The sequence below is a fragment of the Collinsella sp. AM44-11 genome (assembly GCF_003467145.1).
GTDB lineage: Bacteria > Actinomycetota > Coriobacteriia > Coriobacteriales > Coriobacteriaceae > Collinsella.
In genome coordinates this window covers 26,244-48,897 of sequence record NZ_QSFE01000002.1, presented here as the reverse complement: position 1 = coordinate 48,897, position 22,654 = coordinate 26,244, and the positions used below count along the sequence as shown (strand labels likewise).

The window sequence follows — 22,654 nt, the reverse complement described above, 5'->3', positions numbered from 1 at the left end:
ATCATCCCCTTTCGATCTTTGGAACACTCAGGCGCACCATCAACGGAGATACGGCGCCCAAGACCACCAGCAGAGCGCCCGATGCGCCGACGACCTCTCCAAAAGGCATCGCGTTCGTCCCTCGCCCAAGGAACCCAATCGTCCCCACCTGGGAAGCGGGATCAAACGAGGCGAATGGAGCCAGCAGCGCGACGCCCATGCCCACGCTTTCAACATGAGCGCTCAACGAACCCAACACCAAGAGAACCGCGCAAACCATTCCGGTGACAACGGGGTTGCGGCTAATCGCTGCTGTCAACGCAGCGACGACGGAAATCACGCCGTATGCCATGACCAGCAACGGAATACTGCACAACACCGCCTCCCCCACCATGGACGTTGTCGAAGCTCCCGCCCGAATGAGAGCGACGGGATACTCCGATCCACCCGCACCGTTCTTAATCACGGACACAACGACAGCGGGAACCATCGACACCAAAAGCAGCACCAAGCCAAGCAGGAGAGCCAGCGCAACAGCCGTCAGAAAACGCACATGCGCTGTTGCGGGGATCTGGAGAACCAGAAGGGAACGACACTGCAGGTGGGTGCACGCGAGCGATGTGACAACCACGGGCAACAGCAAAAATAAGGAGGGAAGCGCTGCCTGGAGATACGAAAGGAGGATTAATGGGGGCATCTTCGTACTTAACTCGTAAACCTTGGGGTCCGGCAAGCTCGCGATCGACTCAAGCAGAAGGGCGCGCGCCTCCGCACGAGAAGGAGTCTCCGGCTCGATTCCGATCGATTGCAGGAGAGTCGCATCTGCCGCGCCCAGCTCACCTCGAGCGCGCTCGTACGTCGCAAGGCTTCGAAACCCCTCCGCAGGCATAGGCGCGTACACGAAACCCGAAAGAGCATCCCGCATGTCTTCCAGGGCCGCTTTGCCCTCGACGTCCATATTCGCAGCGTTCTGCTCTAGATACCGATCTATTGAACGGAGCTCCCCATCCCTATACCGAACAGCGGAAACGTTATCAGCGTCAGGAAACATCTCGACCAGAGCCGGGGCCAGCATCGTCGTCGACATTGCAATCGCGCATACGGCGAGGGTAGGAGAACGCAGGAGCAGTTTCCCCATCGTTCTTACGTATGCAACGGCGGAGGCACAAGCGCTCGAACGAGTTGCCGTTCTCGATGCAGTGAAGGAACCTCTCTCAAGACAAATCGGGGATATCGGGCACGCGCAGCCGCTCTTTCCAGCAACGCAAAGCAGGCTAATTGCCAGCACCTCGATCCCGATTGCGCATACGAGGGCAATCGCGCCACGCTCGAAGCAAAGTCCAGGCAGATTCACTATCTGCGTTGTCGGGTACGGGCTATAGGCGCCGACGGTCAACTCAGTGTTCGCATACGTAAGGGGATTCAACAGGGCGAACTCACGTAAAGCGATGGATCTTCCGTAATACCCGGGAACCATCGTCACCCCCATCAGGGCACATACGAACACGATTCCAAGCGTAGGGTTATTGGCAATCTTCACGGCAAGGTGAACGACAAGCGAGATGAACGCTGCCACCAAGAATTGCAAGATGGCCGTCTGCGCGAACACCAGCCAAGCCGGTTTGATAACCGGAGTCGCATATTGAATGTAGCCTATCGGATAGAACGGCGAGCCCGGGCCATTCTTCACAAGCGCGGCGATTATCCCTGGAAGATTGATGGCGAGGACGGCAAGCATTGCAAAAACACTCGCCCATACGCTCGATGCAACAAGTCTACCCAGCTCGCCCATCGGTGCCTGGATGATGAGCTTTTCACGTTTGTTAAGACGCGCGGCAAGGAACGAGACGGCAACGGCCGTTGCGACCCATAGCAAGTACTCCTTCGATCCGTCATAATAGGTGTACTCTCCATCCGATATCTGCAGAAACGGAAGTAGGGGAGAGAGCGGTGCCAAGATAAGACGTCCCGCGGCAAGAGGGTACAGAAGCGCGGGCATGCTTGATGAAGAGGTATAGACACCGTCCTCCCCCGCATTCACAAGCGCATCCGCATAGGATGCTGACAATTCCTGCTCAACACGGGTTATTCCCGACTCGAGGTATTCGACCCGTCCGTCGATGCCAGCCGCGCTCCTGAAGACGGGCAGAGCACAAAGAACCATCAACGCAACAACGACAACACAGAGCGACCTGGAGGAGAGAAGCGACCTAAAGATCGCCTTCGAGATTTTGAGCATATTCATCGCCAACCTTAACCTCATCCAGTCGGAACAGAGGGGCCGAACAAAATGCTCGGCCCTTCCTCGCATCTAGTAGGTGCTATAGACAAATTGCCATTTATCAGTTGTGCCAAGAACACCACAGGAGCACATTGCAGCGAGGCGGGATTCCCTATGATGCGCGGATCGGCGATAGCCATTTCGGTAGGAGATCGTCTTGTAAGAGATGTTGAACATCGAGATGCTGTGCCCGCTTACGCCGCGAGGACAGCTGTAGCTCCAGTAGGTATCGACGACGTCGTCCGTATACCCGAGGGGCTCAACGAGGGCACACTGGCTGCTCTCCTGGGAAGGAGGCATCGGGGTATCCGCAAAAGCGGGGGCTCCCGGCAGCAACAGACAAAGAGCGAGGCCGAGGAAAACCAAGAGCTTACACGACTTAACAGTACCGAACATAATCCTCTCCAATCTAGAGGGGTTTCGGTTGCAGCATGCTGTGATTACTTGCCGGCAAAGTCAATTTAACATAAACTGTTAAAAAGTAACCTGAGTTTTTTAAATTCTTCGGAGGTTATTATGAGTTCCGACAATCGCACTCCCCGGCTTCATTCCTTCCGCATCGCATGTGCGATAGCCTCTGCGACCCTTTGCGCCACCGCCATCGCACAAGTGGCGTTCTCCTTAAAGCCAGCAATCGAAGTGCTCGACAACCCTGTAATTGCAGACTCCCCCGCGTATCCAGCCCTTGCGATCTCGACATTGGTCCCTGCCGTCATCGGTATCGCTACGACCATCCTCAGCGCCGTTCTCGTGTGGACGATCAAGAGCGGAGACCCCTTCAAGAAAGGGTCTGCGACATGCTTGAAGGTGCTCGGCATTCTCTTCGTTGTTCAAGCTGCCACCAGCCTCTACGCCGGCTCACTCAAAACCTCCGTTTCGATGTTTGGCGGCGAGGGGGCCGTCGGCGCCCAAGAGATCGCTTCATCATTCGATTGGACCTCTCTGGTTCTCGGCATCGTCCTGTTCATGCTTTCCCAGCTCTTCTTGTACGCCCGAGAGCTGTACCTCGACTCCGACGAGATTGCGTAAGGAAACGCCATGCCCGTAATTGTTCGCCTCGACAAGATCATGGCCGAGCGAAAGATTTCCTCGAACGAACTTGCCGAAAGGATTGGAACCACGCCCGTGAACCTGTCCCGTATTAAAAAAGGGCATATTCGCGGCATTCGCTTCAACACACTCGAGCAGCTATGCCTCGCCCTTCGTTGCCAACCCGGAGACCTTCTCGAAGTCATGAGCGAAGAGGATGCCCGAAAGGAGTTCGGACTCGATTGGTCCGCCGAGGATTAGAGGGCGGTCGTACTCGCCCTGCACACGGGAATGCGAATCGGCGAGGTCTGCGGCCTTCGGTGGTGCGATGTGGATTTCGAGACGGGCCTGATCTCGATCAGACACTCGGTGGCGTACGCGAAGGGAATGGGTTCGTTCATCAAGGACACCAAGACCCATGACGCCAGGGGTATCCCCATCGACCCGGTCGGCCTACTCCCCTTCCTGAAGGAGACCCACGAGATCGACTGCGGAAAGCTGCGCTTGCGCGGCCTTACCGGGGCGGTCGAGATCGGGGACTGCTACATCCTGTCGGAGCCGGGCGCGACCTTCGCGACGACAAGCTATATCCGCAGGGCGTTCAAGACGTTCTCGGAGACCAACGGCCTCATGGGCACCAACGACGAGCTGATCACGTTCCACGGCCTTCGCCACACGTTCGCAACGCAGTGGATCCGCCAAGGCGGCGATATCAAGGCGCTCCAATCGATCCTCGGCCACAAGGACGCCATGGCGACGCTCAACGTCTACGCCGACATCGAGCCCATCTCCAAAATCCATAACATGCTGCGCGCCACGCCGTGCCTTTGGCGCGGGCACCTCGGGCCGAGGGTCGATCCGGGTCCCATGTTCCAACAGAGGATCCAGGAGTCCATCGAGACGCTCCAGGCGTTCGGCTACGGCATCACCGAGCCGGACGACCGAAATATCGCCATACGCGACGTGAAGACGAACAGTTGGCTCTAGCTCACCGAGTACGCGGCAGTGCTGGGCCCATCCCAACTGAGGTCACGGTGGTCCGATAGGGGCGCCGCCCGCGGCATGCGCCGCGGAGCGGTATCCCCTACCGAAGGGCGGGGATGCCCTCCGCTTCCAGTTCGGAATCAGCCGTCGGAGGCGTTCGGCTGACTGCGGGAACGGCCTGTCCGCTCAATGTGTTCGGCTGAGATCGGAAATCAACCCAACACGAGCCGGACACGCGCCAGACGGCTCTTCCCCGTACGGCCTTCCCCCTTACGCTCATGTTGCAGACGTGTAACGCCGCTGTAAGCGCACCTCTTTTGGCGCCAGACAGGTACAATGATGAACACTGTACCGTAGCGGAGCGCCCCGCGCGCGCCGCAACCACGCGAAAGGGTTTCCCATGGCCGAGATCTCGTCCTCCCGTATCGTCATCACCGTCCTTGGCAAGAACCGCCCCGGCATCGTCGCCGGCGTCACCCGTGTCCTGGGCGAGGCCAACGTCGACATCCGCGACATCACGCAGTCCATTATCGAGGACATCTTCACCATGACCATGCTGGCCGATACCGCCGAGTCCAAGCTCGACTTCGCTGAGCTGCAGAAGGCCCTGGCCGAGGCCGGCGAGCTTTCGGGCGTCAACGTGTCCATCCAGCGCGAGGACGTCTTTAACTTTATGTACCGCCTGTAGCGAACAGGCCGTGCAGGAACAGGCCGGCGCATCTGCACTCAAGCACGCCGCCCCCACACGGCCCGGAGAGGAGCGCACATGGCCTACGACGCCAAGAAAATCTATTACCGCTTCGATGACCACTTGAGCCGACTGGTTCTGGATTACGAAGCAAGCCGCCAGATTTCGTCTGAGAGCGAAAGCCTCTACCACGGCCTGCCGACCGACCCTTATGACGAGGGCTTGTTCGAAGAGCACAATGTCAAGCGCGGCCTGCGCAATGCCGACGGCTCGGGCGTGGTCGCGGGCCTCACTCGTATCTCGGATGTGCACGGCTACAACAAGGTCGACGGAAAGGTCGTGCCCGATCAGGGCAAGCTCACGCTTCGCGGCTACAGCATCGAGGATCTGGTCAACAATGCCCAGGCCGAGAATCGCTACGGCTACGAGGAAGTCGCCTATCTGCTTATCACGGGTTCGCTGCCCAACAAGGAAGAGCTCGACGGCTTTTGCGAGCGCCTGGGCGCCTTTAGACATCTGAGCGACGAGTACGTTAAAGAGTTCCCTATGACCACGGTATCGTCGAGCATCATGAACGTGCTCCAGCGCGCCGTACTGCTGCTCTACGCCTTCGATGCCGAACCAGACGTGATCACGCCCGAGCACGAAATCGACGTCGCCATTTCCATGCTCGCACGTCTCCCGCGCATCGCCGCCTTCGCACACATGGCCTCGGTCGCCAAGCTTCGCGGCTCCGAGGTTCACGTGCCGCACCCCACGCCCGGTCTCTCCACCGCCGAGACCATCCTACAGGTCCTGCGCGGCGGCATGGCGTTCACCCGCGATGAGGCGATGCTGCTCGACGTTATGCTCATGCTGCATGCCGAGCACGGCGGCGGCAACAACTCCACCTTCGCTTGCCGCGTGCTGTCGTCTTCGGCCACCGACCCGTATTCCGCCTACGCCGCGGCTATCGGCTCGCTCAAGGGCCCGCGCCACGGTGGTGCCAATGCCAAGGTCGTGTCTATGCACGAGGACATCCGCGCGCATGTCTCCAACTGGGAGGACGAGGACGAGGTCGCGGCCTACCTGGGCAAGATCCTCGACAAGCAGGCCTTCGACGGCACGGGCCTCATCTACGGCATGGGCCACGCCGTCTATACGCTCAGCGACCCGCGCGCCGAGGTCTGCCGTCGTTACGCGCGCACACTTGCCGCCAAGAAGAACCTGGGCGATGAGTTCGCGCTCATCGAGCGCATCGAGCGCCTGGCACCCCAGGTCATGCGCGACCACGGCATGACCAAGCCCATCTGCGCCAACATCGACCTGTACACGGGCTTTATCTACAAGATGCTCGGCGTGCCCGAAACGCTCTTTACGCCGCTATTCGCCGTCGCCCGCATGGCCGGCTGGTCGGCACACCGTATGGAAGAGCTCTTCTGCGCGCACCGTATCATCCGCCCCGCCTATCGTCCGGTGATCGAGCCGCTGGAGTACAAGCCGCTCGCCGACCGCTAGGACGCGGACCGTTATAGAACTCGAGCGTGGCCAGGGCATCACCGCCCTCGGCCACGCTTTTTATGCCAGTAGAAAGGGCTGCATCAAATGATTGTGTTTTCCGATATGGACGGAACGCTGCTGACGAGCGATAAGCAAATGAGCGATGCCACCTGGGCGATGCTCGACGAGCTCGCACGTCGTGGCATCGAGTTTGTTCCCTGCACGGGACGTCCACTGTCGGGCATCTTTGAGCCCATTCTCGCCCATCCCGCCGTGCATTACGCGGTCTGTGCCAACGGCGCCAGCGTCTGGCAGCTCGACGAGGATACGCCCACCGACGCCTCGCGCGCCACGTGCATCTTGAGCCGTCCGCTCGACCGTGGCATTGCCCACCGCATCCATCGCATTGCCGCCGGCCACGATGTGACCTTCGATATCTTCGCGGATGGGCAGTGCTTCCTCCCCCGCTCGCTATACGGGCGTCTGGATGAGTTCTGTGGCGGCGACCCCCACATCGCGGCTTCGCTCAAGCGCACACGAACGCCGATCGACATGAATATCGACAGTAAGATCGACGGGGTCGAGACGCTCGAACGCATCGCCATGTACTGGCACGACCCGGCCGATCGCGACGCCATCGCGGCGGAGCTCGACACGCTCGGAGGCATTGAGGTCACGCGTTCTTACGCCATGAATATCGAGGTCATGGGTGAGGGCGCCACCAAGGGAACGGCCCTCACGTGGCTATGCGAGCACCTGGGCGAGCGTCTCGCCGACGCCTGGGCGTTCGGCGACAACATCAACGACATCCCCATGCTGCAGGCAGCGGGCCACGGCATGGCCATGATCAACGCCGAGCCCGAAGATCGCGAGGCCGCCGACGCCATCACCGAATACGACAACGACCACGACGGCGTCGCCCGCACCATCATGGCCGCCCTCGCCTAGTCATTGGTCAGTCATTGGGGACGTTCTTAAACGACTAGTCACTGGGGACACTCTTCGCAAAAAGCTGCAAGGACTGTCCCCCACTGTCGGCAGAAAAGGAACGTCCCCATCTGCCGGATTAGGAGAGACTCTCCAGCACGCGACGGAGCTCCTGCTGGACGGCGTGGTCGCGGTTACAACCCACCACGCGATCGGCCACCGCCTTAAGCGCGGGGCGCGCGTTTTCCATCGCGCAGCCCGTGCCGACAAAGCGAATGATCTCGTAGTCGTTCATCGAGTCGCCAAACGCCATGACCTCGTCGCGACCAATGCCGTAATGCTCCGCGAGCTGCGCGATACCCGAAGCCTTCGACACACCGGGCTGCATGGCATCGATCCACGCGTTGCCCGAAGGCGCAAAAGTAAAGAGCTGACCAAGTTCGCGCTGTAGCACGTACGCACTGTCCATAACCGCACTGTCGTCGCAAAAGATACTCGCTTTGATGATATTTACGCTGGGATCGGGCAGCTCCCAAATACGCTCGGCATTGGGAAGGTCCTTATCGACCTCACGCACGAACTTGCACTCGTCATCGAGCAGGAAGGACTTGGTTCGGTCAAAGAGCGCAAGATGCAGATTGGGAAACGTCCTGACGGCTTGGGCGAGCCTTCGAATCGCCAGGTGGGAATACACCTCACGGTCTACCATCTTACCGTCGGCGTAGACTTGGGCGCCGTTAGCGGCGACAAAGTCCATCTTGTCGCGAACGGGCGCAAAGAACTCGCACAGGCGATCGTAGCGACGACCTGACGATGCGGCGAAATGCACGCCATGCTCGTGTAGCGCCAGAATCAGTTCGTAGGTCTCGGGAGGCACCTGGCCGTTTTCGTCAAGCAGTGTGCCGTCCATATCGGATGCAATCAGTTTAAACATAGAAAAGCTCCCTTCGGGCTTGTTGGAATCGAACGTGTATCCGATTCCAACGTACCCAAAGGGAGCTCAAATAAGACTCCGCGGGCGTAAACGTTACATAGACCTGGCAAATAGCTCACGCGTGCCAGAGAGCCCACGACCGCGGCGGCAGGCGACACACGGAAGAGTGTCCCCGACGACTAGTCGTTTAAGAACGTCCCCGATGACTAGTCGGCGTAGGTAAAGGTGGTGACGTCGAACATGCCCTCGGGGCGGATGCGGAGCGTCGGGATCACCGGCAGGGGCAGGAAGATGATGCCCATGATGGGGTCGAGCGGCGGCTCGATGCCCATGGCGCGCGCCTTGACCATAAAGTCGTCGTGCTGCGCGGCGACATCCTCGGCCGTGCCCTCGCTCATCAGGCCACCGAGCGCCAGCGGGATGCGCGCTACGACCTCACCATCGCGTACCAGCACGTGGCCGCCCTGGCCAACAGCCTCGACGGCAGCCATCATGTCGGCCGCGTTGTCGCCCACCACGCACACGTTGTGCGAATCGTGGCCAATCGTCGAGGCGATGGCACCGCCCGTGATGGTAAAGCCGCGCACCCAGCCGCGACCAATGTGCTTGCCAACGAGACCCAGGCCCGCAGGACCATCACCGTCGGCGCCCTCGGCCTGCAGTGACACGCCGCGGCCGTAGCGCTCGATCAGCATAATGCGGCGCAGGCCCTCGGCGCTCTCGGGGCGAGCCATGCCCGTGATGGCCTTACCCGGCACCACGTCAATCACGGCCTCGCCCGGCTTAAAGGCATAGTCAAACACGTCGAGCGAAAGCTTCGGCAGCTTAACGGAGGCGCGCAGCTCATCGGCAAGGGCCGCAACCTCGGCCATCTCGGGTGCGATCTCGCCCACAAAGGTGCCGTCCTGCGCCACCAGAGCACCGGCGGCATATACGCGATGCGGAGCCTTGGCAAACGTCAGGTCATCGAGCAACAGCAGGTCGGCGCGTTTGCCCGGGGCGATCGCGCCACGGAGCTCATGCGGGTCGCGACAGCCGTGGTCCAGGCCAAATGCCTCAGCCGTGGAAAGGGACGCCATGGAGATGGCGACCACCGGGTCGATGCCGGCCTCGATGGCCACGCGGCAGGCATTGTCGATCATGCCGGTCGAAAGAGCATCGGAGGGAGCGCGGTCGTCGGTCGCAAAGCAGCAGCGGCGGGCGCGGGCAGGGTTCTCCAGCAGCATCGGAGACAAATTGGCCAGGTCATGGCTGCACGTGCCCTCGCGCAGCATCACGAACATGCCACGAGACAGTTTATCGAGCGCCTCCTCGGGAATCGTCGACTCGTGGTCGGCGATAATGCCCGCTGCGGCATAGGCGTTGAGGTCCATACCGGCAACGAGCGGCGCGTGGCCGTCAACCTGCTTGGACGGCGTCTGGTTGGCAGCATCGATGCGGGCACAGGTCTCGGGGTCGGCCATAAAGACGCCCGGCAGGTTCATCATTTCGCCCAGACCAAAGACATCGCCCGGATGCTCGGCAAAAAACGCCTGCATGTCAGCGGCGGTAATCACAGCGCCCGCTTGCTCGTCGGGCAGTGCGGGCACGCACGAAGGCATCATGTACTTGATGGAGATGGGCGCACGACGACCATCCTCGATCATAAAGCGCAGGCCGTCGAGACCGGCAACATTGGCAATCTCGTGGCTGTCGGCAATGGCGGTGGTAGTACCGCGCGTCGCGGCCATGCGAGCATACTCGGCGGGACGGATGTTCGAGGACTCAATGTGCAGATGCCCGTCAATAAAACCGGGAGCGAGATAGCGACCCTGGCAGTCGACGACCTCAGTTGCCTCGTAGGTGCCAGCGGCATCGTCGCGACCATCGTAGAGCACGCCGACGATCACACCGTCCTTGACGGCAACGCTACCGGGCGCCACACGCTGGCCATACACGTCGACGATCTGCGCATTGGTAAACAGCGTGTCGACGGGCACGCGGCCCTCGGCGGCCTCGATCACAGACCTCATGACCTCAACGGACATACATACTCCTTTAACCGTAGAAAAAAGCTGCGGAGCGGACAAGCCTTCACCGCAGCAAGCCAATAGCAATTGTATGCCCAAAAGAAAGTCCCGCTAACACCCCTTCCGCTTAACGGCACACGCCACCCCGCGCAATGAGAAGGAGTGTCCCCCTACGACTACTCATTTATGTCTGTCCCCAATGAGTACCCCGATGTTCTGGCAACGACAGCGAAAACCCGCCAGAGCGAGCAAGGTGCCTTGAAACGAGGCGGCATTGACCTTCTGGTCATGCCGCCGAAGTTGAAAGACAGATTGCCGCTCTGGCGGGTTTGCAGCGTCAACCGGTTACGCGGTTTGGTAAAACCGCGTAACTAAACCAGCTTGAAGCCCTTGCGCTTGCCCACGGAGAGGGTGTCGCCCAGCTTGAGCGCGCTGGGGTCGATGTTGTAGCTCTTGGGAGCCACGGCCTCGCCATTAATCTTGACGCCGCCGCCGTCGATATCGCGACGGGCCTGGCCGGCGCTGGCCGAAAGTCCCAGATCCTTGAGCAGGCCGGCGAGGTAGATCTGACCCTCGTCGTTGACGGTCAGCTCGACATGCTTCTCGGGGAAGTCGGCGAGCTGGCCTTCCTTGAACACGCGGTCGAACTCGGCCTGAGCCTCGTCGCCGGCACCGGCGCCGTGGTAGGTGTCGCACAGGTCGCGGCCCAGGGCACGCTTGAGCTCATAGGGGTCGGCAGAGCCATCGGCCAAAGCGGCGTCGATCTTGTCGACCTCGGCCGGGGTGAGCGAGCTGGCCAGACGATAGTACTTGCCGATCATCTCGTCGGGGATGGACATGGTCTTGCCGAACATATCCTTGGGGGCGTCGGTCAGGCCGATGTAGTTGCCATAGGACTTGGACATCTTACGAACGCCATCGGTGCCCTCGAGCAGCGGCATGGTGAGCGCGATCTGGGGCTCCATGCCCATCTTCTCCATGAGCTCGCGGCCGGCGAGCAGGTTGAAGAGCTGATCGGTGCCACCCATCTCCACGTCGGCCTTGATCTGCACAGAGTCGAAGGCCTGCATCACGGGATACAGGAACTCATGCAGGGCGATCGGCGTCTGAGACTGGTAGCGCTTGGTAAAGTCGTCGCGCTCAAGGATGCGGGCAACGGTGAACTTGGAGCACACCTGCAGCAGACCGGCCAGATCCATCGACAGAATCCAGTCACCGTTGTGCACGATGGTGGTCTTCTCGGGGTCCAGGATCTTCATGGCCTGGCTCACGTAGGTCTCGGCATTGGCCTCGATCTGCTCCTGCGAAAGCTGCGGGCGGGTGGAGTTCTTGCCCGAGGGGTCGCCGATCAGCGCGGTGCCGTTGCCGATGATAAGGGTGACGTTGTGGCCCAGGTCCTGGAACTGGCGCATCTTGCGCAGCGGCACGGCATGGCCCAGGTGCAGGTCGGGGCTGGTGGGGTCGACGCCGAGCTTGATGTTGAGGGGCTCGCCCTTCTCAAGCTTCTTACGAAGGTCGGCCTCGGGGACGATCTTCGCAGCGCCCGAGGTGATGATACGCATTTGCTCGTCAACAGACAGCATTGGGTATCCTCCTTTTGCTATAGCACCCTCACCGGATACGGCGGTGCTGGAAGTCCATAAACTCTCATATGATAACAAACTGACGCGACGCGGCACCTACGACAGGAAAATCCTCGTCCTGCCGCACGCGTCAACGGCGACCGGCAGACGTGTACCGTCACGCTCGACCAGATAGCGTACCTGCCGACGACGCAAGCAGTCGCGGCAACGGACCTGTCCCGTCGCATCGGTAGCGCAGACGCCCTCGGCGGTCAGCAGGCAGTGCTCGCACACCATAAGCTCGGGACGATCGGCGTCGACCGGACCCCAGACGCCGGGTTCAGCAGCCAGTTCGGCAATACGCTCCGCATCATTGCCGAGCAACTCGGCCGGCAAGTACACCCGCCCCGCACCGAGTCCGCGCAACCAGGTAAGCGTGGCCCGATTCGCGCAGAACACCGGCGCCGCCACGTCAAACGTCACGCCCAGCTCGCGAGCGATCACCACCTGTCCCAGGTTGCGGCAGACGACGCGCCCGGCACACTGCATCAGCGAGCGGGTCCGGTCAGCGTCACCCGTGCGGCACACCTCGTCAAGCACCACAACGGTGTCGGACAAATCGAGTTCTCTGCGCGGGTCGGTATCCATCAGCCGCCAAGCAAACACCATGCGAGCGGGAACCGCGCACTCCACCAACTCCGGCGACGCACCGCTATCCACCGCAACGTCCTCAAAGGGCAGCACCTCAACGGCACGCGCAACGGGCGCAATCGCATCCGCCTCGGCTCGCATGCGCTCCAACACCGCCGCCGTCTGATCCAACACGCCGGCGCTGCGAATCAGATAGACCTCGCAGCCCGCGTCCACCTTACGTTTGCAATGCACGACGACGCGCTTCCCCGCTGCGGCATCCACGGGGCAAGGCACCTGTGGCCAGCGCTTGGGCACATCGGGACGCGCGTCGGCACCCGGGTAAAATCGGATTTCGAGCGTATCGCCCGCCGCCACGGCGGCATCAAGCTCAACCGTCACCTCTTCGTGACCCACCGCCACCAAGTGGCCCACGCGCACGCCCTGGTTAATTGCGCGCTCAAAGCTCATCAGCTCGGCACCCGAACGCCCTCGCAGGTACGCATCGGTAAACCCACGGTTAAACGACCTTCCCAGCTCGCGCTCAAGCTCTTCCACGGCACCGGGGTCCCACGCGCCGTCGCACAGCATATCGAGTGCCCGGCGCCACACCCGCACCACGTTGAATACGTAATCGGGGTTCTTCATGCGCCCCTCGATCTTGAGCGATGCCACGCCGGCGGCAACAAGCTCGGGCAGGTGCGCGATACCCAGATAGTCACGCGGACAAAGCAGGCGGTCTCCCTCGACGGCAACAACACTCTGCCCCGCCTCGTCCACTAGGTCGTACGCCAGACGGCACGGCTGCGTGCAGTCGCCGCGCATCGCCGAGCGCCCACGCCGCAGGGCCGAGAACTCGCACGCCCCCGAATAGCCGATGCAAATCGCACCGTGGCAGAATACCTCGATGGGCGCGCCCGTGGCACATAGCGCCGCAATCTCGTCGACCGTCAGCTCGCGTGCCGTCGTCACGCGCTCGACCCCCAGCTCATCGGCGGCAAGCCGCACGGCACCCTCGCTATGAGCGCCCGCCTGCGTGGACAGGTGAATCTCGACCCCGGGAATCGCCACGCGCAGCGCGCAGGCCAACCCGGCATCGGCGACAATCAGAGCATCGGCGCCCAGCTCCAGTGCATGAGCTCCCAACGCCACCGCGTCGGACAACTCATCGTCAAACACGAACACGTTGAGCGTTACGTACACACGCACGCCATGGGCATGCGCCACGGCGCAGCCGCGCGCAAACTCATCATCCGTAAAGCCATGGGCGCTCACACGGGCGTTAAAGCCGCCCAACCCCGCATAGATGGCATCGGCACCCGCGGCGATGGCCGCAAGCATCTGGTCGAGCCCGCCCGCCGGCGCCAGCAGCTCGGGTAGCGCCGCACCGGCAGCATCCAATCCAGTCTCGTATTGTCCGCTCGGCCCCATCGTCCGAATCGCCATCGACAAACTCCTTACCAAGGTATGCATTCACTCTGAAAAATGCCGTCTTCCAGCATACACGAGGCCTCGCGCGCCCCGTTTGGTTTATCGTGTAATAACTTATGTCCATCCTGCCCCGACGGCACATCCGCCGTCCGGCACGACATACCTGGAGGTCAATATATGGGTCCTCGCCAACGACAGGGACGCAGCCGTTCAAAGACGCATGCTCTGCCCATAATCCTGCTCTCGTTTTTGGGCTTTCTGCTGATTGCGGGCGTGGCATTTGGCATCGGCATGGTCGGCAACGTCAACCGCTGGCTGTCCGATCTGCCCGACTACACCGACGCCAACGCGTATCTGGTGAGCGAGCCCACCGAGATCGTCGACTGCAACGGCAACAAGATCGCGAGCTTCTACACGCAAAACCGCAAGTCTATCACCAAGGACGAGGTCTCCCCCTACGTGCTGCAGGGCACCGTTGACGTCGAGGACGAGCGCTTCTACGAGCACGGCGGTATCGACCTGTGGGGTATCGCGCGTGCTGCGGTGGCAACCCTCGGTGGCGGGCACGAAGGCGCCTCGACTATCACCCAGCAGCTTGTGCGCAACACCATCCTGCAGGAGGAGCAGTTCGACTCGACCATTGAGCGTAAGGTGCGCGAGGCCTACATCGCCATCAAGATGGAGGACATGTACTCCAAAGACGAGATCCTCATGATGTACCTCAACACCATCTATTACGGCCACGGCGCTTACGGCATCGAGGCCGCAGCCGAGACCTATCTGTCCAAGAGCGCCGCCGACCTCACCCTCAGCGAGGCCGCGCTGCTCATCGGCCTTCCCAACTCGCCTTCGCAGTACGACCCCACGGTCAACCCCGATCTGGCACTGTCTCGCCGCAACAAGGTTCTCGACAACATGCTGCGCCTGGGCCACATCACCCAGGAGGAGCACGATGCCGCACAGGGCGAGCCCATCACCCTCAACGTGACCGAAATCTCGGGCAGCGGCGTCGACGTATACTCGCAGCCCTACTTTGTCTCCTACGTCAAGCAGCTACTGGAGCAGGAGTTCTCGACCGACGTGCTCTTTAAGGGCGGCCTGACCGTCAAGACCACCATCGACCCCACGATGCAGCAGGTGGCAGAGAATGCCGTCCGCGAGCAGCTCGACACGCTCTCGCTTGACGGCCTGGACATGGGCATGGTCGTCGTCGACCCCAAGACCGGCTACATCAAGTGCATGGTGGGCGGCTACGACTACAACGCCGACGAGAACCACGTAAACCATGCCACGGCCAAGCGTCCCGTCGGCTCCACCTTTAAGGCCTTTACGCTGGCAACTGCCATCCAAAACGGCATGAACCCCAACGTCACCCTCAACTGCAACTCGCCGCTCAAGGCCAAGGGCACCACGACCGAGGTCCAAAATTACGCCAACCAGAGCTATGGCAACATCACGCTTAAGCAGGCGACGGCATACTCCTCCAACACCGGCTACATCCAGGTGGCGGAAGCCGTCGGTAACAGCAAGATCATCTCGCTCGTCAAAAAGCTCGGCATCGACCCCGCCAAGGACAACATCGAGGACGTTCCCGTCATGACGCTCGGCACCGGCTCGATCTCGCCGCTCGAGATGGCCGCCGCCTACGCGACGTTTGCCAACGGCGGCTACTATCGCCAGCCGATCGCCATCACCGAGATTGACTCTCGTACCGGTTCGGTGCTGTACCAGCACACCGACAATCCCTCACAGGTGCTTACCGAGGGCGAGGCCGCCGCGGTCACCGATGTTCTGTCCGGCGTCATGAAGGGCAGCGGTACGGGTGCTGCCGGCGCTCTGAGTGTCAACCAGCCCTATGCCGGCAAGACGGGCACCACCGACAACACCACCAACCTGTGGTTCTGCGGCTATACCCCGCAGCTGGCGTGCGCCCTGTGGACCGGCTATTCCGCGGGCGAGATCCCCATCCAAAAGTACGGCACGGACCTGCTGGGCGACAGCACCAACCTGCCTGTCTTTAAGCGGTTTATGAACACCGTTCTGACCGGTACCGAGCGCGAGGAGTTTGCGACCGGAACGGCGCCCACCTACAAGAACAACAGCGTCTGGAAGTTCTACGGCACCAACAACACCAAGAAGTCGGAGAACGACGACAAGGACAAGGACGAAGAGGAAGAGGAAACCACCACAACGACTACCACGACGACCACGACCACCGAGACCACGGGCGGCGACACCACCGGCGGCACCGGTACGACCGGTGGCTCGACGGGTGGCCCCACTGGTGGTTCGACCGGCGGCGATGGCGGCACGCCTACGCCTACGCCTACGCCTACGCCCACTCCCGACCCCTCGCCCACGCCTGACGATACGGTCGGCTAAGAAGTACGCGACTAAAGCCAACAAGGCCCCGAGCAGCTTATTGAACTGCTCGGGGCCTTTTAGTTTGAAGCGACCTGGTGGGCGGTCTTTATACCGGCAAACAAAAAGGGGTACCGACCAACGTCGATGCCCCTTACAAGCCACTATGTCAGCGCACACAATGCCGAGCGCACGACCCGCACACCTACTTGCGAGAATTGCTCAACTTATTGATCAGCGCCTCGAGACGCTCGCCGTCCTCGGCCGTCTGGGCAATAACCAAAATCGTATCGTTGCCGGCAAGCGAGCCAAGCACATCGGGTAACTCTGCCGCATCAACGGCGGCGGCGATGCCGGAAGCCGTGCCAGGCTGAGCCTTGATCATAACCAGATTATCAGTACGCAGAACGCCCGTTACGAGCTCGGAAACCATACGCTGCAGGTGCAGGTCCTCTGCCAGAACATAGATGCCCTCAGGGAGCTTACGCAGCCCCATATCGGCAATATCGCGAGAGACAGTCGCCTGCGTGCAATCAAAGCCCATAGCACGGAGCTCATCGACCAGCACGCGCTGCGTGCGGACATCCTTATTGCGCACAATATCTCTAATGGCATCCTGGCGCCCACTGCGTTTTTTAGCCATACAAACCCTCTCTCCAAAAGATGGCGGAGACAATCAATCAGTGATTGAATAGTTTAACGCTATTTGAAGGCTTTTGTGTATAAGAACGCATTTCGAAACAATTCTATGCAAGTTTGTTTCGTAATGAGCCGTTTAGGCGGTTTTTGCGCCCGTCCGGTTAAGAAAAGCTGCCAGATGCGTACACATCACGCAGCGCGCGGGCTTGGCGCTGGCGATCGGCCCAAACAACAGACCGAGTCCCCGATGGTTATCCTTGAGCGCGGCGACCATCTGACGGGTTCGAGGCGCCTCGAGCATATCACGCATGCGGGCGGAACGCTCGATTGACGACACCCCATGCGGGCTCAGACACAAATTCTCGATGCAGGCGACCAGTCCGGCAAAGTAGAACTTTTGGCTTGCCAGCTTGAGCCGACCACCGCTATCTGCTTCCGAGAGTGAGTCCGCAAGCTCGTCGAGCGCTCGAGTGTCATCGGATATCCTGGCATACATGGTGGGATCAAAGGCATCTGTAAGCTTAGGTGCCGCCGCGTGGAAACAAGCGTCGCCGCAGCCGGACACGAATCGTGCCTGCGAGAGCGCATAAGCCATAAACTCAACCGTACGGTACGCCTTGCCGCGCGACAGGCATGCCTCAAACAGCGGACGGCTATACATCACGCCAGAGGTCTGAGCGACTAGGCCGCCCAAAATCAACTGGGGCAGCCCAGTCACCATAGAAGACTCGTCTTCTATGGCAATAGAGGCAGCATCCAAGACGCGCGAATGACGCTCGCGATGCGCATCATAGCGGTCGAGCGACACCGTGGGGAACACTATGTCTGCCGCAGTATCGCACGCGGTATCGACCATCTTGGAAAGGGACTGCGGAGCAAACCACTCATCGGCGTTCATAGCGATGATTTGAGAGCCGCGCGAGGCAGCAAAACCAGCACGAAGACAAGTGCCGCGCTTCGCGTCCTCGACGTCAATCAAATCAATATGGATGTCCCTGTCGGCAGCAACTTGAAGCGAATGGCGCACACCAGGCGCAGCATCGCGGCAGACAACGACAATCTGCAAATCATAGAGGTCTTGGTTCTGGATACTCTCGAGCGCACGCATCGCATAGCTGGGCGAACCTTCTACCACAAGGATCACCGAAAGTCGCGGATGCGAGCCACGTCGAACCAAGTTATCCGTCCTCTCGACAGCAATGAATCTAACTGTCGTTCATGGTACACCCCGGCAATAAAAGCAATGAGACACCGGTTGCGCTGCACGCCAAGAACAGATGTTGCACACGCGCAGCCCACAGATGACAGGTGCCGACGCACGACACGTCGAGCCCTCCCCTAGTCGAGCACGACAAGCTCGGCGGGATCGTAATCCACGCCCATAAACGTAAGGCCGCAGGCAGGAGCCGTGGGGCCCGCAGCGGTACGATCGCAAGCATCGATGACCTCGCGCATCCACTCGGGTTCACGGCGATGCATGCCAATCTCGACAAGCGTGCCCACAATCGTGCGGACCATCGAATGCAGAAACGCATTGCCCTCGATGGTGAACGTCAGGATGTCCTCGCCAAACGCAACCTCATGGCCAAACTCGGCACGCATCACGCAGCGATGCGTGGGCTTGCCAACGGCCGAGGCAACCTTGCAAAAGCTTTTAAAGTCCTGCTCGCCCAGCAGCGCGGGGCAGGCAGCAGACATAGCCTCAACATCCAAGGGACAGCGATGCCACCACACGGCACCGCGGGACAGCACAGGGCGCGCATCTCGATCGGCAATACGGTACGTATACGTACGGGAACGCGCGTCAAAACGTGCAGAAAAGCCTTTACGAGCCTTGTAGACCTCGTTGATGGCGATATCTTTGGGCAGCAGGGCATCCATAGCCCGCAGCCACCTACGGCGCGTCAGAGCAAGCTCAGCGTCCGTTACGGGCACGCTAATGTACTGGGCCACCGCATGCACGCCGGCATCGGTACGACCCGCACACGTCAGATCGATCGGGCGGCGCAGCAGCGTCTCGATAGCGCGGCGTAACTCGCCCGCAACGGTCGTCTGGCCCGGCTGCTCGGCAAATCCGCTATAGGACGAGCCATCATAGGCAACACGGAATACAAGCGTGGCATCGAGCTCAGGAATCGAATTGAAATCAGACGGCGCGGTCATGGGCGCTCCCAACAAACAATCAACGGTATCGCGACAAAAAAAGAGGGGTACGCGAACGTACCCCTCGAATATAGCCTATGCAGACGGATTGTCTACTCAGCGGTCTCCTCAGCAGGAGCCTCCTCGACGGCCTCGACCTTCTTGGGAGCAGCGGCCTTCTTGGGGGCCGGAGCAGCCTTCTTGGCCTTAGGCGTGCAAGGCTCGGTGACGAGCTCCATGATAACGATAGGAGCGTTGTCGCCCTTACGGTTGCCGAGCTTCATGATGCGGGTGTAACCGCCGTTGCGGTCCTGCCACATGCCCTGGGCAGCCTTGTCGAAGATCTCGGCAACGAGCTGCTTATCGCCGAGCTTGGCGATGGCCAGACGACGAGAGTGCAGGTCGCCCTTCTTGGCCCAGGTGATGATCGGATCGACGACCGAACGCAGCGCCTTAGCGCGGGTCTCGGTGGTCTTGATGCGGTCGTTCTCGAAGAGGGCCTTGGCCAGGCTCTTCTTCATGGCCTTGGTGTGGCTCGCATCGGTGCCGAGCTTCAGGCCCTTCTTAACGTTGTGACGCATGGTCTAGTTTCTCCTCAAATATGCGAAGCATTAAGCCTTCAGGCTCAGGCCCATGGACTCAAGCTTGTCCTTCACTTCCTCGATCGACTTAACACCGAAGTTACGGATGTTAAGCAGATCGTTCTCCGAGAACTCAACGAGCTGACGGACCGAGTGAATGCTGGCGCGCTTAAGGCAGTTGTAGGAACGGACGGAAAGGTCCAGATCCTCGATCTGCTTGTCCAGCTCGGCGTTGTCGTTGGTGACCTCGGGAGCGAAGATCGAAGCCTCCTCCTCGACCTCGGGGGTCTCGGCAAGGTTCATAAAGGCAGTCATATGCTGGTTGATGATATTGGCAGCCTGGACCACGGCGTCGCGCGGAGCGATGGAGCCGTTGGTCTCGATCTCGAGGACAAGGCGGTCGTAGTCGGTGTGCTGACCGACACGGCAAGCCTCAACGAGCTTGGCGCAACGGGAAACCGGCGAGTACAGCGAGTCGACGTGGATCACACCGATGGGATCGTTGTCGCGCTTGTTAGCCTCGCCAGAAACATAGCCGCGGCCATAGCCGATGCGCATGCTCATGGTGAGATGGCCACCCTCGGTGAGCGTAGCGATGTGCTGCTCGGGGTTGACCAGCTCAAACTCGGACGGAATAAAGAAGTCCGCACCGGTGACCTCGCAGGGGCCGTCAACCGAGATGGTGGCGGTCGCCTCGTCGGTCGTGCCGAGAGCCCTGAAGACAAGACCCTTGACATTCAGGACGATGTCGGTGACATCCTCGACCATGTTAGGGATGGTCATGAACTCGTGCTGCGCACCATCGATCTGAATAGCCTCGACGGCGGCACCCTCGAGCGAGGACAGAAGAACGCGACGAAGGGAGTTACCCAGCGTATCGCCGTAACCACGCTCGAGCGGCTCGACGGAGACACGAGCAGACGTCTCGTTGATCTCTTCGACCTGAACCTGAGGCCTAATGAATTCTGACATGTATTACCTCCAGCCTCAGCAGCCCGGATGGACTACTTAGAGTAGAGCTCGACGATGAGCTGCTCGTTGATATCACCGCTGATCTGCTCACGCGTCGGCAGAGCGAGCACGTTACCAGACAGCTTCTCGATATCGACCTCGAGCCAGCCAGGGACCTCAAAGCGCTCGGAGGAAATCAGGGCCTCCTTGATGGGGAGGAGGTCACGGAACTTCTCGCCGACAGCGACGACGTCGCCGGCCTTGACGCGGTAGGACGGGATGTCCACGCGCTTGCCGTTCACGGTGAAGTGACCGTGACGGACGGACTGACGAGCCTCTTTGCGGGTGCGGGCGAAGCCAAGACGGAAGACGACGTTGTCGAGGCGAGACTCAAGGATGATCATGAGGTTCTCACCGGTGACGCCGTTCATCTTGCGGGCCTTGTTGAAGTAGCCGTGGAACTGCTTCTCCAGAACGCCATAGATGAACTTGACCTTCTGCTTCTCGCGCAGCTGCATGCCGTACTCAGATTCCTTGCGACGGCGCTTGGGCTGACGGATAGATTCCTTCTTGCTGCTGTAACCGAGCTCAGCGGGATCGATCCCGAGCTGACGGCAGCGCTTAAGAACAGGAGTCCTGTCGATTGCCATATTGATACGATCCTTTCAGTTACACGCGGCGACGCTTCTTGGGGCGGCAGCCGTTGTGCGGGATGGGGGTCTTGTCCTGGATGCTCGAGACCTCGAGGCCAGCAGCCTGGAGGGAGCGGATGGCGGTCTCACGACCGGAGCCGGGGCCCTTGACGAAGACAGAAACCTTCTTCATACCGTGCTCCATGGCCTGCTTGGCAGCAGCCTCGGCAGCCATCTGGGCAGCGAACGGCGTGGACTTACGGGAGCCCTTGAAGCCCACCTGGCCAGCCGACTTCCAGGAAATGACGTTGCCCTGGGGATCGGTGATCGAAACGATCGTGTTGTTGAACGTAGAACGGATGTGAGCCTGGCCCACGGAAATGTTCTTACGGTCCGCGCGCTTCAGACGGGCAGCGCGAACGTTCTTCTTAGCAGTAGCCATCTATCTAGCGCTCCTTATTTCTTCTTCTTAGCACCGATCTGACGCTTCGGGCCCTTGCGGGTACGAGCGTTAGTGTGGGTGCGCTGGCCGCGGACCGGGAGGCCCTTGCGGTGACGAAGGCCGCGGTTGCAGCCGATGTCCATAAGGCGCTTGACGTTCTGATTGCGCTCACGGCGGAGGTCGCCCTCAACCATGATCTGGTTCTTATCGATATAATCACGGATGGCGTTAACCTCATCCTCGGTGAGGTCCTTAACACGCGTATCCACGTTAACGTTGCACTCGACGCAGATCTTCGTCGCAGTGGTGCGGCCGATGCCGTAAATGTAGGTCAGACCGATCTCAACGCGCTTCTCACGCGGGAGGTCGACACCATTAATACGGGCCAACGTAGTCTCCTCTCTTAACCCTGACGCTGCTTATGACGGGGGTTCTCGCAAATGACGAGGACCTTGCCATGGCGCCTAATGATTTTGCACTTATCGCACATCTTCTTGACCGAAGGACGTACCTTCATCGTTCTTCCTTTCGGTAGCGCTCAAACTACTTCCCTACTATCTACTCGCCCAGCCGCAGGCGTTTAAAACTATGGCTGGTCTTCACACACAATCCGACCGTAGGTTGAGCTAAGCCTGCAGTCGGAAATGGAGTGCGCGTATGCGTGCCGCTATTTGTAGCGATAGGTGATGCGGCCGCGGGTCAGGTCGTACGGGGAAAGCTCCACGACAACCCTGTCACCGGGGAGAATACGGATGTAATTCATTCGGATCTTGCCAGAAATGTTGCACAGAACCGAATGACCGTTCTCGAGCTCGACCTTAAACATGGCATTGGGCAGCGGTTCCTTTACCGTACCCTCGAGCTCAATTGCGTCTTCCTTCTTCACAAGCAATCATCTTTCTCTAGAAAACGACAGCGATTGAGTATTCTACAACACGTATGCACGCATCGTAATAACTTCGTAATGGCTCCA

At 60.3% G+C, this 22,654-nt stretch carries 22 protein-coding genes; 7 read left to right on the top strand and 15 right to left on the bottom strand.

Annotated elements, in window-relative coordinates; all coding sequences use genetic code 11:
* Window position 1: 1 nt before the first annotated feature.
* A complete protein-coding gene (locus DW943_RS01655; protein WP_117734371.1) occupies window positions 2–2,224 on the bottom strand; it encodes a hypothetical protein in 2,223 nt (740 codons plus the stop codon).
* 552 nt (window positions 2,225–2,776) lie between these two features.
* Between DW943_RS01655 and DW943_RS01645 the strand changes: the two genes are divergently transcribed.
* The 6 genes from DW943_RS01645 (at window position 2,777) to DW943_RS01620 (ending at window position 7,388) form a co-directional block, all read left to right on the top strand.
* Entirely contained in the window at window positions 2,777–3,289 is a 513-nt protein-coding gene (locus tag DW943_RS01645) for a DUF2975 domain-containing protein (protein ID WP_006235293.1), read from the top strand.
* A 9-nt stretch (window positions 3,290–3,298) separates the two neighbouring features.
* Window positions 3,299–3,550: a helix-turn-helix transcriptional regulator gene (locus tag DW943_RS01640; RefSeq protein WP_006235292.1), complete on the top strand. Its 252-nt coding sequence runs from the start codon at window positions 3,299–3,301 to the stop codon at window positions 3,548–3,550.
* An 18-nt stretch (window positions 3,551–3,568) separates the two neighbouring features.
* The gene (locus tag DW943_RS01635) at window positions 3,569–4,276 is read left to right on the top strand and encodes a site-specific integrase (RefSeq protein WP_255360342.1); all 708 of its coding nucleotides are present in this window, start codon (window positions 3,569–3,571) and stop codon (window positions 4,274–4,276) included.
* Between the two features lie 397 nt (window positions 4,277–4,673).
* A complete protein-coding gene (locus DW943_RS01630; protein ID WP_006235289.1) occupies window positions 4,674–4,961 on the top strand; it encodes an ACT domain-containing protein in 288 nt (95 codons plus the stop codon).
* Window positions 4,962–5,039: 78 nt separating this feature from the next.
* Window positions 5,040–6,458: a citrate synthase gene (locus DW943_RS01625; protein ID WP_117757069.1), complete on the top strand. Its 1,419-nt coding sequence runs from the start codon at window positions 5,040–5,042 to the stop codon at window positions 6,456–6,458.
* A gap of 87 nt (window positions 6,459–6,545) precedes the next feature.
* On the top strand, window positions 6,546–7,388 hold the full coding sequence (locus DW943_RS01620) for a Cof-type HAD-IIB family hydrolase (RefSeq protein WP_117861993.1): 843 nt from the start codon (window positions 6,546–6,548) through the stop codon (window positions 7,386–7,388).
* A 118-nt stretch (window positions 7,389–7,506) separates the two neighbouring features.
* Here DW943_RS01620 and DW943_RS01615 read toward each other — a convergent pair whose 3' ends face one another.
* The 4 genes from DW943_RS01615 to DW943_RS01600 form a co-directional block, all read right to left on the bottom strand.
* Window positions 7,507–8,301, bottom strand: coding sequence for a Cof-type HAD-IIB family hydrolase (locus DW943_RS01615; protein ID WP_006235286.1), 795 nt, complete (start codon window positions 8,299–8,301; stop codon window positions 7,507–7,509).
* A gap of 206 nt (window positions 8,302–8,507) precedes the next feature.
* Entirely contained in the window at window positions 8,508–10,328 is a 1,821-nt protein-coding gene (locus DW943_RS01610; protein ID WP_117861992.1) for an adenine deaminase, read from the bottom strand.
* Window positions 10,329–10,681: 353 nt separating this feature from the next.
* Window positions 10,682–11,893 carry a tyrosine--tRNA ligase gene (gene tyrS / locus DW943_RS01605; RefSeq protein ID WP_117743540.1) on the bottom strand — a complete coding sequence of 404 codons (1,212 nt, stop codon included), beginning with the start codon at window positions 11,891–11,893 and terminating at the stop codon, window positions 10,682–10,684.
* 96 nt (window positions 11,894–11,989) lie between these two features.
* Window positions 11,990–13,948, bottom strand: a complete 1,959-nt coding sequence (locus DW943_RS01600) for a U32 family peptidase (RefSeq protein ID WP_158566049.1) — start codon at window positions 13,946–13,948, stop codon at window positions 11,990–11,992.
* A 162-nt stretch (window positions 13,949–14,110) separates the two neighbouring features.
* Here DW943_RS01600 and DW943_RS01595 point away from each other — a divergent pair, with 162 nt between their 5' ends.
* On the top strand, window positions 14,111–16,315 hold the full coding sequence (locus DW943_RS01595) for a transglycosylase domain-containing protein (RefSeq protein WP_117861990.1): 2,205 nt from the start codon (window positions 14,111–14,113) through the stop codon (window positions 16,313–16,315).
* 184 nt (window positions 16,316–16,499) lie between these two features.
* Here DW943_RS01595 and DW943_RS01590 read toward each other — a convergent pair whose 3' ends face one another.
* The 10 genes from DW943_RS01590 to infA all read right to left on the bottom strand — a co-directional run bounded on the left by DW943_RS01590 (window position 16,500) and on the right by infA (window position 22,567).
* Complete coding sequence (locus tag DW943_RS01590) at window positions 16,500–16,937, bottom strand: arginine repressor (RefSeq protein ID WP_117861989.1); 438 nt, start codon at window positions 16,935–16,937, stop codon at window positions 16,500–16,502.
* A 132-nt stretch (window positions 16,938–17,069) separates the two neighbouring features.
* Complete coding sequence (locus tag DW943_RS01585; RefSeq protein WP_158566047.1) at window positions 17,070–18,068, bottom strand: glycosyltransferase; 999 nt, start codon at window positions 18,066–18,068, stop codon at window positions 17,070–17,072.
* Window positions 18,069–18,271: 203 nt separating this feature from the next.
* Window positions 18,272–19,096, bottom strand: coding sequence for a tRNA pseudouridine(38-40) synthase TruA (truA, locus tag DW943_RS01580; protein ID WP_117861987.1), 825 nt, complete (start codon window positions 19,094–19,096; stop codon window positions 18,272–18,274).
* A gap of 92 nt (window positions 19,097–19,188) precedes the next feature.
* Window positions 19,189–19,656: a 50S ribosomal protein L17 gene (gene rplQ / locus DW943_RS01575; protein WP_006235277.1), complete on the bottom strand. Its 468-nt coding sequence runs from the start codon at window positions 19,654–19,656 to the stop codon at window positions 19,189–19,191.
* A 30-nt stretch (window positions 19,657–19,686) separates the two neighbouring features.
* Complete coding sequence (locus DW943_RS01570) at window positions 19,687–20,628, bottom strand: DNA-directed RNA polymerase subunit alpha (protein WP_117861986.1); 942 nt, start codon at window positions 20,626–20,628, stop codon at window positions 19,687–19,689.
* A gap of 32 nt (window positions 20,629–20,660) precedes the next feature.
* Entirely contained in the window at window positions 20,661–21,257 is a 597-nt protein-coding gene (gene rpsD / locus DW943_RS01565) for a 30S ribosomal protein S4 (RefSeq protein WP_006235275.1), read from the bottom strand.
* 19 nt (window positions 21,258–21,276) lie between these two features.
* Window positions 21,277–21,681 carry a 30S ribosomal protein S11 gene (gene rpsK / locus DW943_RS01560; protein WP_006235274.1) on the bottom strand — a complete coding sequence of 135 codons (405 nt, stop codon included), beginning with the start codon at window positions 21,679–21,681 and terminating at the stop codon, window positions 21,277–21,279.
* A gap of 14 nt (window positions 21,682–21,695) precedes the next feature.
* Entirely contained in the window at window positions 21,696–22,070 is a 375-nt protein-coding gene (rpsM, locus tag DW943_RS01555) for a 30S ribosomal protein S13 (RefSeq protein ID WP_022094275.1), read from the bottom strand.
* Window positions 22,071–22,084: 14 nt separating this feature from the next.
* Window positions 22,085–22,198 carry a 50S ribosomal protein L36 gene (gene rpmJ, locus DW943_RS01550; RefSeq protein ID WP_006363204.1) on the bottom strand — a complete coding sequence of 38 codons (114 nt, stop codon included), beginning with the start codon at window positions 22,196–22,198 and terminating at the stop codon, window positions 22,085–22,087.
* A gap of 150 nt (window positions 22,199–22,348) precedes the next feature.
* Window positions 22,349–22,567, bottom strand: coding sequence for a translation initiation factor IF-1 (gene infA / locus DW943_RS01545; RefSeq protein ID WP_035137443.1), 219 nt, complete (start codon window positions 22,565–22,567; stop codon window positions 22,349–22,351).
* Window positions 22,568–22,654: the final 87 nt, after the last annotated feature.

What these genes read in the sequence shown, in the direction of transcription:
- DW943_RS01655 (WP_117734371.1), bottom strand. Translation starts at nt 2,224, where the DNA reads ATGAATATGCTCAAAATCTCGAAGGCGATCTTTAGGTCGCTTCTCTCC.
- DW943_RS01645 (WP_006235293.1), top strand. Translation starts at nt 2,777, where the DNA reads ATGAGTTCCGACAATCGCACTCCCCGGCTTCATTCCTTCCGCATCGCA.
- DW943_RS01640 (WP_006235292.1), top strand. Translation starts at nt 3,299, where the DNA reads ATGCCCGTAATTGTTCGCCTCGACAAGATCATGGCCGAGCGAAAGATT.
- DW943_RS01630 (WP_006235289.1), top strand. Translation starts at nt 4,674, where the DNA reads ATGGCCGAGATCTCGTCCTCCCGTATCGTCATCACCGTCCTTGGCAAG.
- DW943_RS01625 (WP_117757069.1), top strand. Translation starts at nt 5,040, where the DNA reads ATGGCCTACGACGCCAAGAAAATCTATTACCGCTTCGATGACCACTTG.
- DW943_RS01620 (WP_117861993.1), top strand. Translation starts at nt 6,546, where the DNA reads ATGATTGTGTTTTCCGATATGGACGGAACGCTGCTGACGAGCGATAAG.
- DW943_RS01615 (WP_006235286.1), bottom strand. Translation starts at nt 8,301, where the DNA reads ATGTTTAAACTGATTGCATCCGATATGGACGGCACACTGCTTGACGAA.
- DW943_RS01610 (WP_117861992.1), bottom strand. Translation starts at nt 10,328, where the DNA reads ATGTCCGTTGAGGTCATGAGGTCTGTGATCGAGGCCGCCGAGGGCCGC.
- tyrS (WP_117743540.1), bottom strand. Translation starts at nt 11,893, where the DNA reads ATGCTGTCTGTTGACGAGCAAATGCGTATCATCACCTCGGGCGCTGCG.
- DW943_RS01600 (WP_158566049.1), bottom strand. Translation starts at nt 13,948, where the DNA reads ATGGCGATTCGGACGATGGGGCCGAGCGGACAATACGAGACTGGATTG.
- DW943_RS01595 (WP_117861990.1), top strand. Translation starts at nt 14,111, where the DNA reads ATGGGTCCTCGCCAACGACAGGGACGCAGCCGTTCAAAGACGCATGCT.
- DW943_RS01590 (WP_117861989.1), bottom strand. Translation starts at nt 16,937, where the DNA reads ATGGCTAAAAAACGCAGTGGGCGCCAGGATGCCATTAGAGATATTGTG.
- truA (WP_117861987.1), bottom strand. Translation starts at nt 19,096, where the DNA reads ATGACCGCGCCGTCTGATTTCAATTCGATTCCTGAGCTCGATGCCACG.
- rplQ (WP_006235277.1), bottom strand. Translation starts at nt 19,656, where the DNA reads ATGCGTCACAACGTTAAGAAGGGCCTGAAGCTCGGCACCGATGCGAGC.
- DW943_RS01570 (WP_117861986.1), bottom strand. Translation starts at nt 20,628, where the DNA reads ATGTCAGAATTCATTAGGCCTCAGGTTCAGGTCGAAGAGATCAACGAG.
- rpsD (WP_006235275.1), bottom strand. Translation starts at nt 21,257, where the DNA reads ATGGCAATCGACAGGACTCCTGTTCTTAAGCGCTGCCGTCAGCTCGGG.
- rpsK (WP_006235274.1), bottom strand. Translation starts at nt 21,681, where the DNA reads ATGGCTACTGCTAAGAAGAACGTTCGCGCTGCCCGTCTGAAGCGCGCG.
- rpmJ (WP_006363204.1), bottom strand. Translation starts at nt 22,198, where the DNA reads ATGAAGGTACGTCCTTCGGTCAAGAAGATGTGCGATAAGTGCAAAATC.